The 17,845-nt window shown below is 45.1% G+C and carries 17 protein-coding genes and 2 rRNA genes; 15 read left to right on the forward strand and 4 right to left on the reverse strand.

Annotation, left to right across the window (positions count from 1 at the left end; genetic code table 11):
• Positions 1–98: ribosomal RNA gene (locus ACWOEX_RS06495) — 23S ribosomal RNA — on the forward strand; the annotation flags it as partial.
• Positions 99–175: 77 nt separating this feature from the next.
• Positions 176–291, forward strand: a 5S ribosomal RNA gene (gene rrf, locus ACWOEX_RS06500).
• Between the two features lie 126 nt (positions 292–417).
• Here the strand turns inward: rrf and ACWOEX_RS06505 are convergent.
• On the reverse strand, positions 418–1,470 hold the full coding sequence (locus ACWOEX_RS06505; protein WP_455298746.1) for an aldose epimerase family protein: 1,053 nt from the start codon (positions 1,468–1,470) through the stop codon (positions 418–420).
• A gap of 145 nt (positions 1,471–1,615) precedes the next feature.
• Here ACWOEX_RS06505 and ACWOEX_RS06510 point away from each other — a divergent pair, with 145 nt between their 5' ends.
• Both ACWOEX_RS06510 and ACWOEX_RS06515 read left to right on the forward strand, forming a co-directional pair.
• Positions 1,616–2,800: a galactokinase gene (locus tag ACWOEX_RS06510; RefSeq protein WP_455298747.1), complete on the forward strand. Its 1,185-nt coding sequence runs from the start codon at positions 1,616–1,618 to the stop codon at positions 2,798–2,800.
• A 21-nt stretch (positions 2,801–2,821) separates the two neighbouring features.
• A complete protein-coding gene (locus ACWOEX_RS06515) occupies positions 2,822–4,309 on the forward strand; it encodes a UDP-glucose--hexose-1-phosphate uridylyltransferase (protein WP_455298748.1) in 1,488 nt (495 codons plus the stop codon).
• Positions 4,310–4,394: 85 nt separating this feature from the next.
• Here ACWOEX_RS06515 and ACWOEX_RS06520 read toward each other — a convergent pair whose 3' ends face one another.
• The 3 genes from ACWOEX_RS06520 to ACWOEX_RS06530 all read right to left on the reverse strand — a co-directional run bounded on the left by ACWOEX_RS06520 (position 4,395) and on the right by ACWOEX_RS06530 (position 6,893).
• Positions 4,395–5,642 carry an aminopeptidase gene (locus ACWOEX_RS06520; protein WP_455298762.1) on the reverse strand — a complete coding sequence of 416 codons (1,248 nt, stop codon included), beginning with the start codon at positions 5,640–5,642 and terminating at the stop codon, positions 4,395–4,397.
• 23 nt (positions 5,643–5,665) lie between these two features.
• The gene (locus tag ACWOEX_RS06525) at positions 5,666–6,118 is read right to left on the reverse strand and encodes a flavodoxin (RefSeq protein ID WP_455298749.1); all 453 of its coding nucleotides are present in this window, start codon (positions 6,116–6,118) and stop codon (positions 5,666–5,668) included.
• A 70-nt stretch (positions 6,119–6,188) separates the two neighbouring features.
• Positions 6,189–6,893, reverse strand: coding sequence for a GntR family transcriptional regulator (locus ACWOEX_RS06530; RefSeq protein ID WP_455298750.1), 705 nt, complete (start codon positions 6,891–6,893; stop codon positions 6,189–6,191).
• A gap of 251 nt (positions 6,894–7,144) precedes the next feature.
• On the opposite strand from ACWOEX_RS06530, the gene map reads away from it, so the two are divergent.
• The 11 genes from map to ACWOEX_RS06585 form a co-directional block, all read left to right on the forward strand.
• Positions 7,145–7,957 (forward strand): type I methionyl aminopeptidase, encoded by an 813-nt coding sequence (gene map, locus ACWOEX_RS06535; protein WP_455298751.1) that lies wholly within the window; start codon positions 7,145–7,147, stop codon positions 7,955–7,957.
• A gap of 49 nt (positions 7,958–8,006) precedes the next feature.
• Positions 8,007–9,278: an LCP family glycopolymer transferase gene (locus tag ACWOEX_RS06540; RefSeq protein WP_455298752.1), complete on the forward strand. Its 1,272-nt coding sequence runs from the start codon at positions 8,007–8,009 to the stop codon at positions 9,276–9,278.
• Positions 9,279–9,318: 40 nt separating this feature from the next.
• On the forward strand, positions 9,319–9,801 hold the full coding sequence (gene coaD / locus ACWOEX_RS06545; RefSeq protein ID WP_455298753.1) for a pantetheine-phosphate adenylyltransferase: 483 nt from the start codon (positions 9,319–9,321) through the stop codon (positions 9,799–9,801).
• Positions 9,802–10,091: 290 nt separating this feature from the next.
• Positions 10,092–11,060, forward strand: a complete 969-nt coding sequence (locus tag ACWOEX_RS06550; protein ID WP_455298754.1) for a GMP reductase — start codon at positions 10,092–10,094, stop codon at positions 11,058–11,060.
• A 106-nt stretch (positions 11,061–11,166) separates the two neighbouring features.
• Complete coding sequence (locus ACWOEX_RS06555; RefSeq protein ID WP_455298755.1) at positions 11,167–12,051, forward strand: DegV family protein; 885 nt, start codon at positions 11,167–11,169, stop codon at positions 12,049–12,051.
• A 75-nt stretch (positions 12,052–12,126) separates the two neighbouring features.
• Entirely contained in the window at positions 12,127–12,588 is a 462-nt protein-coding gene (locus ACWOEX_RS06560) for an NUDIX hydrolase (RefSeq protein ID WP_455298756.1), read from the forward strand.
• A 17-nt stretch (positions 12,589–12,605) separates the two neighbouring features.
• Entirely contained in the window at positions 12,606–13,343 is a 738-nt protein-coding gene (locus ACWOEX_RS06565) for a CpsB/CapC family capsule biosynthesis tyrosine phosphatase (RefSeq protein ID WP_455298757.1), read from the forward strand.
• Positions 13,344–13,409: 66 nt separating this feature from the next.
• The gene (locus ACWOEX_RS06570) at positions 13,410–14,123 is read left to right on the forward strand and encodes a YveK family protein (protein ID WP_455298758.1); all 714 of its coding nucleotides are present in this window, start codon (positions 13,410–13,412) and stop codon (positions 14,121–14,123) included.
• Positions 14,124–14,139: 16 nt separating this feature from the next.
• Positions 14,140–14,889, forward strand: coding sequence for a CpsD/CapB family tyrosine-protein kinase (locus ACWOEX_RS06575; protein ID WP_455298759.1), 750 nt, complete (start codon positions 14,140–14,142; stop codon positions 14,887–14,889).
• A 12-nt stretch (positions 14,890–14,901) separates the two neighbouring features.
• Entirely contained in the window at positions 14,902–15,369 is a 468-nt protein-coding gene (locus ACWOEX_RS06580) for a hypothetical protein (RefSeq protein ID WP_455298760.1), read from the forward strand.
• A gap of 159 nt (positions 15,370–15,528) precedes the next feature.
• A partial coding sequence (locus ACWOEX_RS06585) for a YSIRK-type signal peptide-containing protein (RefSeq protein WP_455298761.1) occupies positions 15,529–17,845 on the forward strand: 2,317 nt, incomplete at its 3' end.

The following is a 17,845-nucleotide window of genomic DNA, read 5'->3' on the forward strand; positions in this document are numbered from 1 at the left end:
AGTAAGAGCCCTGAGAGACGATCAGGTTGATAGGCTTGGAGTGGCAGTCTGGTGACAGATGAAGCGGACAAGTACTAATCGCTCGAGGACTTATCCAACGGATAAGCAATGATGATACGAAATGGTTCGCGTAGTTGATTGATTCAGTTTTGAGCGAATAACGCTCATGAAAATGTGCGGTGACGATGGCAAGAAGGATCCACCTGTTCCCATCTCGAACACAGCCGTTAAGCTTCTTAGCGCCGAAGGTAGTTGGGGGTTTCCCCCTGTGAGACTAGGACGTTGCCGTGCACATGATAAAAGAGCACTCAGTGGAGTGCTCTTTTTTTGTATTTCATAAATTAACCATTAACGGCAGAAATAAAAAATCAGTGCCATCTATATAATATAGGCACTGACGCTATCTGATATTAAGTATTAAACTTCACTGAAAGCGAATGAGGTGTTTTGTTGGTAGGTTTCTCCTGGATAGAGGATAACATTACCAAATGATGGCTGATGAACGGCATCTGGTGCAATCTGAGTTTCGAAGGTCAATCCCGCATAACGACTGGAAGAACGTGACTGCAATGGGTGCGATGGTTCATCAGCATTATGCGTATAAATGACTAAGTTTGGTTGATCTGTAGCGACAGCAATCTTGCGATGACGTTCAGGCAAAGTCACAGATGCTACCGTATCATGACGATGTGTGAGTAACCACGGATGATCGAAACCACTCGTCATGTGTAAATCGCTATCGAGGAAGCGACCGAGCACATCGGAGTAACGAATCCCGTGCAATAAGTCAAAAGCACAGTCCTCTACGGGCGCAAGTTCGCCAGTTGGAATACTATCGGTTCGAATCGGAAGATAGTGGCGTGCGTCAACGGCCAGTACATGGTTTGTAATTGGTGCCTGATTATCACCATTCAAGTTAAAGTAAACATGATTTGTCAAATTACATAATGTTGGTTCATCAGTAGAAGACTTATATGCCACTGTCCAACGATTTTCGTTGTCAAAACGATGGGTTACTTGAACATGAAGATTACCAGGATAGCCGTTGTAGCCAGCTGGATCGGTATGATCGAACGTTACTGCAATCGCGTCATCATTATTTTGAGAAATCGTGTAAGCCCATTTAGCAATATCCATCGCATTCTGACCACCGTGATTTTGGTTATTACCGTCGTTTCGATCGACTTCATAATGTTTATGGTCAATGTCGAATGAGGCATCAGCAATGCGTCCTGCGACACGTCCAACGGTTGCGCCGTAGTAGAAGTCATGATTTTCAAAGACGTCTCGGGCATCAGCGTAACTCAGAATAATATTTTCGGTTTGACCAGTAGTTGAAGGGACATCCCAGCGAGTGATACGCGCACCGAGATTGGAAAAACCGATCGTCTGTCCGTGATCGTTGGTGATTTGGATTTCTTCATAGTACTCGCCATTGTAGTCACCGAATGAATGAATGCTGTATTTCATAATTGTTATCCTCTCTATACGATTTATAGGTAGTTTAGCATAGATTGCACACACTTTTCCTATAACTAACGAATGATAGTGTTCAAAGCTGTTCGAATCCATAGTATAATGAATCTGTTAATATCAACAGGAAGGATGTACCAATATGGCAGCAGATATCGAAACAATGGTAAAAGAGGTATTCCAGGAGCAATTCGACCGCGCGATTGAAGAGGTTGGTTTTGCGCCAGGACGTGTGAATTTGATCGGTGAACACACAGATTACAACGGTGGTCACGTGTTCCCAAGCGCAATTACGAACGGTACTTACGGTGTGGTTGCGAAGAATGGTTCCAGTAAGGTGAACTGCTACTCCACAAACTTTGAAGCAGAAGGCATCATTTCTTTCGACCTCGACGAATTAAAATTCGAAAAAGCAGATGGCTGGACGAATTTCGTTAAAGGAATGATCCACTTCCTCAACGAAAAAGGCTACACGATCGACGAAGGTTTTGACATGGCGATTTCCGGTAATATTCCAAATGGTGCAGGCTTGTCCTCATCTGCATCGCTCGAATTGTTAGTGGGTGTCTTGGTTCGCGAACTCTTCGATTTGGACGTTTCGCAATTAGACTTGATCAAGATCGGTCAGCAGACGGAAAACCACTTTATCGGTGTAAATTCCGGAATTATGGATCAGTTCGCTGTCGGTATGGGTGAAACGGATCACGCGTTATTCTTAGACACGAATACGTTGGAATACGAAAAAGTACCGGCTGACTTCAAAAACAATATCTTGTTGATTATGAACACCAACAAGCGTCGTGAGCTTAGCGATTCCAAATACAACCAACGTCGCAGTGAGTGTGAAGAAGCATTGAAGCGTCTGCAGTCAGAATTGGACATTCAATCACTCGGTGAATTGACACCGGAACAATTTGAAGAGAGCCGTCATTTGATCGGCGACGACACTTTAGAACGTCGCGCGAAACATGCGGTATATGAAAACCAACGGACAGTTGATGCGGTTAAACAATTACGTGCCGATGATTTGGAAGGGTTCGCACACTTGATGGATGAATCCCACAAGAGCTTGCGTGATGACTACGAAGTGACTGGTATCGAATTGGATACTTTAGTTGAAGCCGCTTGGAAAGAATCTGCCGTTCTCGGTGCGCGTATGACTGGTGCTGGGATGGGTGGCTGTGCTATCGCTTTGGTTAACAAAGACGATGTAGAAGCAGTCAAAGCCAACATTCAAAAAGCATACGTCGATACGATCGGCTACGAAGCGGCATTCTATGTGGCAGCGATCGGTAACGGTGCGAACGCACATGCTGTGAAAGCCTAAAAGGGAGGCATCATTAAAAGTATGAATGTATCACAAGCCATTGCAGATTTTGTACAGCAAGCCATCACGGAACAGCGTATCGATGAGATGGATCGCATTTACGTGCAGAATCGTTTATTAGCGTTGCTCGATGAAGATAGCTATGACAACACGGTTGAAGTAAACCACAAAGCGGGTTCCCTGCTCGATCGTATGGATCGCCTGCGTGAAATCGCTCAGGAAAAAGGCATGATTTCAGATCGTACGGATGAAGTCGAACGTTTCGAAGCCGCCGTGATGGATATCTTGTTGCCAAAGCCTTCCGAAGTTAACAAGGAATTCTGGCGTTTGTACGATGAAAGTCCAGAAGAGGCGACGGATTACTTCTACCACATTCAGAGTGATAGTGACTATATTAAGACGCGTCGTATTGCCAAAAATATCGAATACGTCTATAACGACAAGGAATATGGCGATATCGAAATCACTATTAACCTCTCTAAGCCAGAAAAAACACCGGCTGAAATCGAAGCGGCAAAATCTGCGAAGTCGAGCGGTTACCCGGAATGTGTGCTCTGTCTAGAGAATGAGGGGTACCGTGGTCGTGTCGACCATGCAGCGCGTCAGAATCACCGTCTGATTCGTTTTGACTTAGGTGCCGGGACGTACGCCATGCAGTATTCACCGTACGTGTACTACAATGAACACTGCATTTTCTTGAATATAGAACACGTCCCGATGGCGATCAACCATCAGACTTTCGCAAATCTGTTCGGCATTCTCGACAAATTACCACATTACTTCGTCGGTTCTAATGCGGATTTACCAGGTGTCGGTGGGTCTATCTTGGCACATGATCACTATCAGGGTGGACGTCATACGTTCGCCATGGAAAAAGCACCAATTGCGCGTGACGTTCATTTTGAAGGCTTTGATCAGATCGAAGCAGGTGTCGTGAGATGGCCGATGACAACGATTCGCTTACGTTCAACAGATCGTGAAGCACTCGTCGAATTATCAGACAAAATTTTACGTACGTGGCGTGATTACAGCGATGAATCCTTAGACATCTTGAGTCAGACGGATGAGGCACACAATACCATCACGCCGATCGCGCGTCGCAAAGGAGAGGCGTACGAAATCGATCTCGTGCTCCGCAATAACCGCAAGACCGAAGAATTCCCAGACGGTATGTTCCATCCACACCCAGATGTACAGAACATCAAACAGGAAAACATCGGACTGATCGAAGTTATGGGACTTGCGATCCTACCACCGCGTTTGATTCTAGAACTAGAAACCGTTCAGGATTACCTCACCGGTCAGATCTCACTCGGTGAAGTCACTGAGAAACATCGTGACTGGGCAGAAAAAATCAAACCGGGCTATGATGACAAGACGGATGCGAAGAGTTATGTCGATGCACAGGTCGGTAAAACCTTCGTCCGTATCCTAAGCGATGCCGGTGTCTTCAAACAGGACGACGACGGTCAAGCAGGTTTGGATCGCTTCATCAAAGCGGTAAACTAATTAAATAACAATGCATCAAAAAAAGACTGCGAAGCGCTTCATGACGCGCTCAGCAGTCTTTTTCGTTTGGTTAAATTTTTCTAATCTAGAATGCCCATTCACCTTTACGGAAGATTGGTTTCACTTCGCCGTCTTTGGTGATACCGTCGATGTCTAGTTCGCCTGAGCCAACCATAAAGTCAACGTGAACATCGGAAACATTGATTCCTTTGGAGAGTAACGTTTCGTCATCATCGTTCTCTGTACCTTTGACAGTGGTTGGGTAAGCAGCACCGATCGCGATGTGGCAGGAGGCATTTTCATCGAAGAGGGTGTTGTAGAAGGTGACACCGCTCTGTGAAATTGGTGAGTGATGTGGCACTAAGGCAACTTCACCCAATCCGCGCGCCCCGTCGTTATCCGCAACGAGCTGTTTCATCAGTGCATCACCGCGTTCGGCAGAGATTTCAGTGATTTGACCGTCGTGGAAGTGAACTTCAATCCCTTCAATCGTATGGTTTTGGTAAGAGAGTGGCTTTGTAGAAACAATCTTGCCTTCCATGCGATGCGTATCGGGTGCCGTGAAGACTTCTTCAGTCGGCATGTTAGCGATGAAGGTTTCGCCTTGTTTACTGATACTTTCAGCACTGATCCAGATGTGGTCTTTTGGTAAACCAACCGTGAAGTCAGTGCCTGGTCCCATGTAGTGTAGCTTGTCGAACTGGATGTCGTTCAATTTCTGTGCACGTTCTTCCAATGCGTCGCGATGTGCATCCCAAGTAGCCACAGGATCTTCTTCGTAAACACGACAGGTCGTGAAGATCTGATCCCATAACGCATCCACACATTTCTCTGGTTCATTCGCGAGTTCTGGGAAGACGTGTTTCGCCCAACCATAACCAGCAGCCGCTGCGACTGTCCATTTGACTTCGTCGTTCATCGTTGCGTTTTGGATGAGACGTTTATTTTTCGCACGCGCGCGGTTAACCTGAGATAATTTATCCGTATTGATATCGGACATAATGTCAGGGTCGTTTGAAACGACAGAGAGGCGAGAAATCTTTTGGTTTTTGATGAGATCTTCGTCTTCCATCTGTTTGTATTCAGGGTACTCGCTGAGTACGTCCGCTTCCGCATATTCAAAGGCGGTGTGGTTCAATTCGTCATCCTGCCATGTGAAGTGTACGCGTTTAGCACCAGCTTTGTAAGCTTCACGTTGTAGGAGGCGAGCAAGCGGGAGTTGGTCGAGTTGGATGTAAATCATCACGTTCTCACCCGGTTGCACCTGTAGCCCTTTTTGGATTAAGAGACGGGCGTATTTTTCGAGTAATGCTTCAAATTGTTTCATAGGTATTCCTTCTTCCTTTGCGCGTTCAATTAGTCAATTCCGAGGGCGCGTGCCTGTTCAATAGAATGATCGGCCAACGCTTCGAGTGGTTCGATATCTTCTTTCGTCACTTCGAGTTCGACGGTGACAGGCTCACTACCGCGTGTCGCGCCGGTTTCTTCGAGACGTGCATCGAAGTCAAGGACGGATTGACAGAAATCTTCATATTCATGATCTCCAGAACCGAATGTCGCGAAGACTTTACCGGAGAGATCGATAGCTTCCAGGTCATCGTAGAGATCCATCAGATCATCTGGGATATTGGAGCCGTACGTGTAAGTTCCGACGAAGCAGAGATCGTAATTTAAGAAATCTTCACCGGCTGCATCGAGTGCTTCAACAACTTCAACGTCGATGTCCTGATCTTCAAGTGATTCAGCAATGACGTCGGCGGCCTCCGCCGTATTACCGGTCATGCTGGCATAGACGATTAGTGCGTTCATGTGAAACGAGTGCCTCCTTTGCCTTTCAGAATACCTTATTTCATTAGGAATAGGAATCTTTTTATCACATTTAGTGAATAGTGTATGGACTGTATTGCTGGCTGATGAGTCCTTTGTCGAGTAATTGTCCGGCGAAGAAACGAATTAATAGCTCAACTAACACGCGTGTTTCAATGAAACGATTCTCTTTAAAGAGGATCGCAATATTACTGAATGTGATGAATTCGCGGACCAATAAATGGTGGAGCTGTTCATCACTGGTGGCACGATCTTCTGGAATGAGATGGTCACTAATACGTTGATAGTTACGCAATAATGTGTCGACGTACAATGGTTTCTCAGCATGTGAGAGTAAGTGCGTTAATAAATGTTCAACATTCGTTCTAAAAGCTTCTGCATCGTTTTCCGGAATCGTCTCAGCGATCAACTGAATCAACTGATCGGTGCGTTCTCGTTTCGCCAAGTGTGAGACATGACGCTTCTGCAAGGTATCTGTGAGACGGTACCAGAGGACGAGAGAGTAGACGAGATAGAAGCCGATATCATCGGTCATATCGACATTTTCCGCCACGTAGTAACCGCGGTAAGGGATAAAGGATACGACGCCCTCCTTTTCGAGTACCGCGAGCGCCGCACGAATCGGACTGCGGCTGATATCTAGTACATTTGAGATGGATGATTCAATGATGTGATCATCGCTCTCCCATGTACCGTTCAAAATTTGCTCTTTGATATAAAAGTAAGCAACCTGTTCTAATTTTTGCTGTTTTCCCATAAATTAACCTACTTTCTTTAACGCAATATCACACGCAAGCGCCTGCGTCCAATATTACGATTAATAAACTATATTATATTAGAATGTACAAGAATAAAAGTAAAAGTTTTCTGAAAGGTTGCCAACAGTACCCGGCAATATTGGAAAAATCTTTAAAAAAAGTTAAAATAACACTATATATGCCTAATTTTAAATGACACAATAAAAAATTAATGTAAAATAGTTCAAAAGCAAAGAAAGGGACGTTAGACGTGATAACCTTAAAATCAAATCGTGAAATCGAAGGTATGAATAAAGCAGGAAGCATTCTCGCACAGATCCATGAAGAAATGCGTGATTTCATTCGTCCGGGCATCAGTACGATGGACGTGAATGACCACATGGAAAAATTGATCCGCGATGCAGGTGCGATTCCAGAACAGATCGACTTCGAAGGTTATCCGTACGCCACCTGTACATCACCGAATGATGTGATCGCACACGGTTTCCCAGAAAAAGACTTCATCTTAAAGGAAGGCGATTTGTTGGGATTGGATACCGTGATTTCGATTGATGGCTACTTCGCAGACTCTTGTTGGAGCTATGCGGTCGGTGAAGTTTCTGAAGAAGTGCGTCACTTGATGGATGTAACGAAGAAGAGTCTCTACCTCGGTATTGAACAGTGTGTAGCAGGTAACCGCGTCGGGGATATCGGTCACGCCATTCAGGAATATGCCGAAAGCGAAGGCCTCTCCGTCGTGCGTGAGTTTGTCGGACACGGTATTCAACCGACGATGCACGAAGATCCAATGGTGCCGCATTACGGTGAAGCAGGCAAAGGTCAACGCCTCAAAAAAGGCATGACGATCACTGTCGAACCGATGTTGAATACGGGAGACTGGCCAGCTAAAGTCGACGACAATGGTTGGACGGCCCGTACCAAAGACGGCAGTTTGAGTTGCCAGTACGAACACACCTTGGTCATTACCGATGACAAACCAAAAATCTTAACCATGCAGAAATTTGCAGCGGACGATGAAGGACTCGGTATCGAAGATATGTCGATTGATTTAAATTTTGATTAATCATTAAAAATACACCGCTTGACAGGCATCAGGCGTAGGAGAGACACAGATGAGAAATAACGATGACAAACAATTTGATGAACAGACAACAGATGAGTCCCAGGAAAGTACGCACTACACGCGTCGCACGGAACCGCATCGTTACGCCAATGAGACTTTGAACGCAAAGTCGCACAAGAAACGCAAGAAACCGCGTTGGTGGGCCTGGTTGTTAATTATCCTCTTGCTCGTCGTGGTTGGTTTCGGTACTTTTGCGGCACAGCGTGTTTTCCAGTTTGGGAATAATATCTATCAGCGTGCGGAAGCGAACCGTCTGCGTGATGCCAACGAACAGCTCTCGAACGGCGAACCGATCACCATTCTCGTTGAAGGGCTCGATAATGGGGCATTGTTCTACAAAGATAATGAAGATGCGCGTTCAGATGTCATCGTGCTAATTGCGATTAATCCAAAAACGAATGAGTCGTTCATGGTAAACGTGCCGCGTGACACATTGGTGCCCATGGGACAGACGGATGAATTCGATAAGGTCAACCACGCCTATATGAATGGTGGTATCGGCGATTCGATCGACTCCCTGCAACGCTATCTCGATGTGCCAATCGACTACTACGTCACCGTTAATATGCAGGCGTTTATCGATGTCATTGATAGTATCGGCGGGGTAGAACTGACACCGTCCATAACCTTTGAACAGGATGGCTCGGAATTTGTCGAAGGACAGACGGAGACGTTCAACGGGGTCGATGCGATCAACTATGTGCGTATGCGCAAACAAGATCCAGAAGGCGATATCGGCCGCGGCAAGCGTGAACAGGAAGTCTTGCAGGCTGTGATCAATAAAGCGGTCAGCTGGGATACCATCACCAATTACGACCAAATCCTCGAAAAACTCGAAGGCAACCTCTATACCAACCTGCGCGTGCCGGATATGATTCAGCTGCAGAGCAACTATATGGAGGCTATTCGTCAGCCAGAACATCAGGTCATGGATAATTTCCAAGATCGCAATCTGTCGTTCGGATACTATCTCTTCGTACCGGAAATCGAGCGTCTACAGATTTCAAATGATCTGCGCAAAGTTCTTGGCTTGCCGAAGTCAGAGTCTGCCGTCATCTATCCACCAGAGTACGAGATTTATAACGAAGAATATGTGACGGCCGTTGATAGTAACGGTGACGGTGAGATTACGAGTGACGAAATGCCTGTCTCTCCGGGTGTTTATCAACTCGAACAGCTGAAGAAGAAATACGAGATGGAAGATATCGAACTCGATCTCTCCTGGCGCGAAGACGACGCGCAGGAAGCGGAAAATGAATGAGGAAACAAGTACCTAATGAAACACTTAAGGAGTGAATCATATGACTAAAGCCCTCTATGCCGGTAGTTTTGATCCCCCAACGTTTGGACATATTGATATTATCGAGCGAGCAGCGGAAATCTTCGATGAAGTGATTGTCGCTGTCGCAGTGAATACATCGAAGCAGCCGCTATTCACAGCAGAAGAGCGTATTGAACTCTTCAAAGAGAACCTCACCGACTATCCAAATGTGAAGGTGCAGACGCTCGATCAGGGTGAACTGACTGTCAATGTCGCGCGTAAACTCGGCTGTAAAGCACTCATTCGCGGTGTGCGTAACACCGTCGACTTGGAATATGAAATGAGTATTGCGGAAATTAACCGTCATCAGGCACCGGATATCGAAACCGTCTGCTTGCTGGCGAATCCAAAATATCGTTTCCTATCATCCAGTATTGTCAAGGAAACCGCCATATTCGATGGTGACCTCACACAATCTATTCCAGAAAATGTCATCAGTGCATTGAAAGCTAAAGATTTATAAGAATCAATTCCCAGTGAAAGCTGGGAATTTTTTGTTTGCGAAGAACTGTCATATCAACAATACCAGTATCAACTGCTACAGTCGCTACGCAACCGATACACTCATCAGTGAAAGCGGTACAATAGCTAATCCTACAGCAATAAATCGCTTTCTAAAATATTTTTCTATTTCTGAACGTTCGGATGAACGTTCGGAATTGACACGAGAGAGCGAACCGTCTACAATAGTCAGCGGTGCCTTTTCTAAGACACAAATTTCGTTGGGATTTAGTTAAGAGGAGTAGAGATTTAATGGAAACCTTTGACTACGAACAGGTGCAACTCGTACCCGCAAAATGTGTTGTAAAGAGCCGTAAAGAATGTGACACGAGCGTCACACTCGGTAAGCACACCTTCAAATTGCCAGTCGTACCATCTAACATGCAGACGGTATTGAACGAAGAATTGGCTGAGAAGTTAGCGGAAGAAAATTACTTCTACATTATGCACCGTTTCAATCCAGAACGCCGCTTACCGTTCGTTCAACGCATGAACGAACGCGGTTTGATTTCATCCATCAGTGTAGGTGTTAAACCTGGTGAAAGAGAAGCCATCCAAGAAATTAAAGATGCTGGTGCAGTTCCTGATTACATCACGATTGACATTGCGCATGGTCACGCTGACAGTGTGATTGAAATGATCAAGTTCATCAAGGAAATTTTCCCTGAGACTTTCGTGATCGCAGGGAACGTAGCGACACCAGAAGCTGTTCGTGAGTTAGAAAACGCTGGTGCTGACGCCACAAAAGTCGGTGTCGGCCCAGGTCGTGTATGTATCACAAAGATCAAGACAGGATTCGGTACAGCAGGTTGGCAATTAGCTGCCATTCGTCTCTGTGCCAAAGCTGCGCGCAAACCAATCATCGCTGACGGTGGTATCCGCACACACGGTGACATCGCGAAAAGTATTCGTTTCGGTGCCAGCTTCGTTATGGTCGGTTCACTCTTGGCCGGACACATTGAATCCCCAGGTGAAGAAAAAGAAGAAGATGGCGTAAAATACAAAGAATACTTCGGTTCAGCCAGTCAATTCCAAAAAGGCGAATACAAAAACGTCGAAGGTAAGAAAATCTGGATCAAGAGCCGCGGTAGCGTCTTCAACACCTTGGAAGAAATGCAGCAGGACTTACAATCAAGTATTTCATACTCTGGTGGACGCGACCTCAACGCCTTGCGCCACGTGGACTACATGATTGTGCCAACGATCTATAATGGTGACTAATTCTTAAAAAAATAATGAAAATCTACGCGGTACACTGGTATCGCGCTTTTATTTTGGGTTAGAATAGACTATGATAGTTTATTCTAACCATGAGGAGATGAAGCAAGTGAAAGCAGCAGTACTCACAGATGGCACTTTTGAATTACCAGAACGCATTTTATCGCGTGACGATCATTTTGGATTTTACCTATCAATTAACTTTGCGGATGGCAAGACCATCAACCAGCAAATCACGGATGATGAAATGGTGAAATTCTACGATATGATCGACGCAGCAGAACAACTGCCTACCACTTCGCAGGTGCGCTTGCCGGATCTCTATGACATTTACGACCATCTCGTTGCGGAAGGTTACGATACGGCATTCGTCGCAGTGATTACGACGGGATTGAGTGGGACGGTGAACACGCTCCAAAATGTGGCGCAGGAATATGCGGATAAGATTGACACGCGCGTCATCGTGAAGAGTACCGTTGCGAATGGTGCGACTAACGTTGCTGTGCATTTGTTCGAAGCGATCGACGAAGGTTTGGACGTTGATACGATTGAACAGCGCATGCGTTGGCTCGATGATCATCAGAACCAATGGGCGATTGTTGGTAATATTAACCATCTCGTCAAAGGTGGTCGCGCCAGTCGATTCGCCGGTTTCTTAGGGAATTTAGTGCGCATCGTGCCACTCATCAAAGCAGAGGACGACGGTGGCTTGAACCTCGCGGGTAAGGCGCACACGACAAAACGCGCGATGAAGAAGATTATTCAGTGGATCGAAGAAGATGTTGAACAGTTCCCAAACGGCGGCACTATTCAAATCTTCCACGCGGATAACGAAGCAGGGGCGGAAGAGATGAAGGCGAAGTTACAAGAAGCACTTCCGGATAACTTCGACTACACGATTGAATGGTTGAACCCCGTCATCGGTCTGCACGTCGGACGCGGCACACTCGGCTTCACCGTCATGCCAGATATGTCCAATTACGAGGGCCAATAATCATACGAACAATCATCAAATAACAACGAAACGGACGTCCAGATGGCGTTCGTTTTTTGAATAGGAGGAACACACGTGCTACTAACCAGTCTCGTATATCTCGAAAATCAAGGTGACGTGCTCATGCTTTACCGAAACAAGAAAGAGAACGATGTCAATCAAGGTAAATGGGTCGGTATCGGCGGCAAGTTCGAAGCGGATGAGCGTCCGATCGATTGTGCGATCCGCGAGGTTCAGGAAGAAACCGGTAAAACACCCAAGAGCTTACAATTCCGTGGTGTCGTGACATTTGTCTATCCAAACTATCCGACCACATATATGTTCCTCTACACCGGCGAGCTCTCTGATCGAGAGGTTATCGAAAACAATGAGGGGACCATGCGTTGGGTACCACAATCAGAGATTTCTTCGCTCAATCTGTGGGAAGGAGATCGTATCTTTTTGAAGCAACTCGTAACAGATGATTCACTGATTGATCTCAAGTTACGTTATAATGAAGACGATGAATTAATCGACGTCAGAGGTGATGACGACTAACGAAGAGAGGAGTGCGAATGATGCTAGTGGATCCATGTTTTCAATTATTAACACCAAACAATCCAATGTCAGAAACACAATGGCTCCAGCGTGCCAATCAGTTGCAGAATGCGGGGGTTACGCACCTGCTCGTCGCACCGAAACATCCCGCTGAAGTCATGTTCCCAGAGCGCATGCAGGCGTTGACGCAGATGTATCAGGAGATGTTAGATCGTCGTGGGTTCTCACTCGTTATTTATCCTGGACAGACAGTGTTCCTAGATAGCGAAGCAACAGCTGGAACTTTTGAAAATCAGATGCTCTACGCCGACTTGAACCAACATTATTTACTGGTGGAGGCACCCACAGATATTACGGAAACGGAACTCCTGCATCGACTATTCGAACCGTTACAGCACAATGTGATTCCACTACTCGTGAATCCGGAGCGATTAACCGCAGTGGACGATCAGGGAATCGCCGACTTGCGAGATCACGGGGTGCGCTTGATGGTATCGGGACAGTCACTTCTCGATAAACAACAAACCAAGCGCCTCATGCGCTGGCTCAAGGATGACTGGGTCGACACAGTAGGCTCAGTTTCAGGAGAAAAAGTATTGATTGATTATCGTCAGGTGCTGCAGTGGCTCGATCGACACGTCGGACGCTCGTACCGCGATGATCTACTCTTCAACAATAAAGCGTTACTCAATGGGGACCCGTTCATTACCAACCATCACCTCAAAGCACGCCGTCGTTTCTTTGGGAAATTCTGATGTCCAGCAGTTTTATGAGAAATAGGGGATGTGCTATGATGGAGATTAAGAGGAGCGATCAAAAGTATGAATGAAAAACATCGTACCAACGCGTTCGAACGCATCCTACGTGCGTTCAAAACACGCTGGCTATTGCCATTCTTAGGTGGGCTCTTCGGACTCACCGTGGCATTGGTCCTAGCGTTTGCGATTATTACACCAAAATATGAAAGTCAGTCACAAATCATTGTAAATCATGAAGGTGACGCACAGAATACGAGCCTGTATCATGAGGCGTTAACCTCATCGACCGTTCTCGATCCCGTGATCGAAGCGGTTCCTGAGCTATCAGCGACAGATGACATTCGTCAAGATATTGCAGTCGATGCGTCAGAGGACACGGGCATACTCACGATCAGTACGGAGAACCGTTCGCCGAAGCTCGCTAATGAAATGAATCAACAGCTAACGGAAAGCTTCATCGACGCGGCACCGAATTTACTGTCGGTATCGCGAGTGGAGCTCTTATCCCGTGCAAGCAAGCCGAGTGAACCGATATCACCAGTCGCATGGCTATATGCTGTTGTCGGCACGGTACTCGGTATCATCGTGATGTCCATCGTCCTCATCGTTCAAGCGTTGCGTGATGACGCCATCTACAGCGAATCGATCGTCAATGACCTAGGATGGGAGCTCGTCGGCGTCATCCCAGAAATCAGTAAAGAAGAAATTGAATTGACACGTTTCAAACGTAATCTGCCGCCGATGACAGATAATACGGAAACGAAACGCAGATTCTAACGAAAGGAGCGATGGCATGTTTCACCGCGAAGAACATGATATCGAGCGCAAAAATCGCGAACAACATCTCGGTAGTGCGCTCATGACCTATACCGAACCGAACGGCGTGATTGCCGAGCAGTTCCGTACCATTCGAACCAATATCAAACAGCGCATGTTGAAGAATCAGACGCGCACCGTGATGTTCACCTCATCCGGACCGTACGAAGGGAAGTCGATGGTCGCCAGTAATGTCGCTGTCGCCATGGCGAAGCTTGAGCACTTCCGCGTACTCTACATCGACGCAGATATGCGCAAGCCGACCGCCCACAAAACCTTCGATATCCACTCGACTTCCGGCTTGTCAGGCGTACTGATCGATCGGCGCACTGAGTTCATGTCGGTCACCGAATATATTCCTGAAATGAACCTGTACGTTCTGCCAGCAGGACCCGTGCCATCAAATCCCGCTGAATTGCTCAGTTCGGATCGCATGGCGCAGCTGATCCAGCAGGCAGAGAACATGTTCGACCTCGTGATCGTGGATTCGCCGCCCGTACTCGTCGTCACAGATGCACAACTCATCGGCGACAGTATCGATTCCGTCGCCTTCGTCATCAGAGAAGGGGTCGCGAAACAACACGACCTCTACAAAGCCAAGCAAGTTCTCGAAAACATTGATTCAGAAGTCCTCGGCGTCGTCTACAACGGTGCCACTGGAAATGCCCGCCATTCCTACTACGGTTATGGCTACGGTGTCGACGATGATCTCAGATTAGATGATTAGATAGGAGAAAACATGAGCAGAGAAATCAAAGCAGCCCTGACCTATTCCCAGAACCAAGAATTGGAAAATCTCGACAACCCTTACGCTAAGCAGGATGTCGACCAGGTGATCACCTTTATCGATAACTTCGTTGATACCTATCAGGAATACTTCGAAGAAGAAAAAATTAATATCTTTGCGGTTGAAGCCTATCCAAAAGAAGCAACGCAGGAAGCACAGGTCGCCTATGTCCTGGTTAACCTCACAGGCCAGACCATCACGGAACTGAATGCACACCTCAGCCTCACCGTGCAGGACTTCAATGTTAATTTCGAAGAGACCGATTGGGAAGTACCGAGCGACTTCCTCGGAAACTGGGCGGACGGTTATGCGATTATGATTATCGATAGCGTACCGATGAAAGGTTCACCAACGCAGATGGCATACGGCATCAATGATCTTGATCTCAGCGTCTCAAATGTTACCGTTAAATATACATAAAATGAGTTTTTTATATTAACCTTATATTAAAGAAGATTGGAGACGTATGTTTAAAAGATATTCATTTTAGTATTATATATTTTATAGTATTTTTTAGGAAACGTGTTACAATGAATTGTATAAATATTATTTATACAATGTAAATAAGGGGGAGATATTATGTTCGGTAAAAATAACGAACTTATGCGTAAACGACAACAACGCGAAAAAGTTCACCAATATGCGATTAAACGTTTATCTGTCGGTGTAGTTTCTGTTGCTGTCTCAATGGCTTTTCTGCTAGGTCAACAAGATAGAGTATCTGCAGATGAGCTTTCACCGGTACCAGACGTGGCTACAAGTGATCTGTCGAAAGAATCAAATACATTGGAAAATGGGGAAATAGCAAATATATCCGACAAAGATATAAGTACGGATAATAACTTGTTATCTTTAGATCCAAGTGAAATTGATACGGTAACAGAAGATACAGATAATCAATATAAAGAATCATCTACAAAGAATGAAAAGAATGATATTGCCTTCTCTCAGATTGAACAACCCATTCTGGAACCAAAGACGTCTCCAGTATCTCTATCAGCACCGGAAGAAGCTATTCGAGGATATGCTGTCAATAGGGCGATAGGCGGAAATGACTTAGGTACATCTGCTGAAGGTGAAAAGTCGCATTATTCTGTTCAAAATATGGCGCTGACTTTTGACAATGTTTATGAAGAAGATGTTCGAAAAGGAAATGAGCTTAATTTTAATCTAAGTTTCTATAAACCTGGATCCATTAGTAATAAAAATCTTCGATTCGTTATAGATGAGAATATTGCCGCTCATATTGACACTATTACGATCAATAAAGTTAATTCAAGTTCTCAAAATACTATGAACAATGTTACGTATGAAAATGGTGAGTCATCAAATGTATGGGAAACACCGTTTTTGAGGATTAACGGCGGAATAATCGCAGTTTCTGCACTAGGATCATTTGATACATTGGGAAAAATTACATTCGATACAAGTGTAGAAAATGTATTTAACTTAGGCGAAAATATTACGCCTTTATATGGATATCGTGCTTTCTTATTTGATCCTACCGATAGCAAGATTATATCAGATTCAGAAACACTTGGTATATTTGTAACGGATGACAAACAAAGTCCTGGAGAATTTACGGAAAATAGTCAATACACAGAGTTATACAAAAACTCCTCTGCAATATTGACATATGATCCTTCTATTGGGGACTATGGTGCGCTTATTTTAGATCATCATATGCAGAAGAATACAGGAGTTCCTCACACTAGAGATATGGATCAGACCAATTTCAGTGTAAAGACTACGCCAGAACTTTTGCCATATGTTGATTCAGTACAATTACATTGGCTCCCATATAGTTTTTCGAATGGAGTAGATAGAACATTTTATCCTAATCAATTAAAGATGACCTCCCCTCTAAATGAAGAGGGAGTGGCTACTTTTGAAGGTAGTTCATATCGCAACTTTGCTGATGATGCTCTAAATATCAATGGGGCTCAAAACCCAACCGTAGTTCGCCTTGTTATTCCGTTTAAGAAAGATATCACTGATATTATTCAAGTAATGGAAGATGGAAATATCATATTTAAAGTAGGGGATAATACTGATTTACTTCCATTCACATCGTATTCTTCCTTACAAGATGGGACGATTATTCCTGGGACAGTTGCATTCTCTGCCCTTCCAACATTCTCTCTTGAAAGAACTTTACGTTATGCGGAAACTGTGGTTAATTCTTCTGAAAATAGCGTGCAAATTGCTCCACCAACAAGTTTAAGTGGGAATACTGCTCCAGCAGGGACAGTGTTTAGTGCAGGAGAAAATGTACCTGATTGGGTCAAAGTCAATACAGACGGCTCATTAGATTTAGATATAACAGGGCAAGCTGCAGGTGACTATTACATTAATGTCGTGTACACCACACCGAATGGTGATGCCTCAACTATAGCTAAAGTGACCATTACTGAAGGTGTCACGGTTGATACTTCGAATGTTGTGGCCGTTAATCCGATTGATTCTCCACAATCAACTGGGATTAAAGTAAATAACGTAAGTAGTGATACAGTTGTTAAAGCGACAGATGAAGATGGACAAAAAATTACAGTAGATATTAGCGACAATGGCGATGTGTTAGTTACTCCAAGTGAGAACGTTGATGGCCCAATTGAAGTGACAATCGATGATCCATCTCTAGAGACACCAGTGACTGTTGATGTATTAGTTAATGGACATTCTGAAAATGCTAATGATAATGGGTTAGTGATTACTCCAGGTGATGAAAATAACGAGCAAGCTTCTGACCAGACACAGCCAGGAGAAAACCCAATCAACGTTCAAGTTGGTGTCAATGGTGAAGAAAAAGACCAGAACCCAGATGGTTCATGGGACAAGATCACTCCAGCAGACAGCAACACGCCAAACCCAAGTTACAGTGAATTGACAGAGCAAG

It is taken from the genome of Aerococcus vaginalis (genome assembly GCF_053762225.1).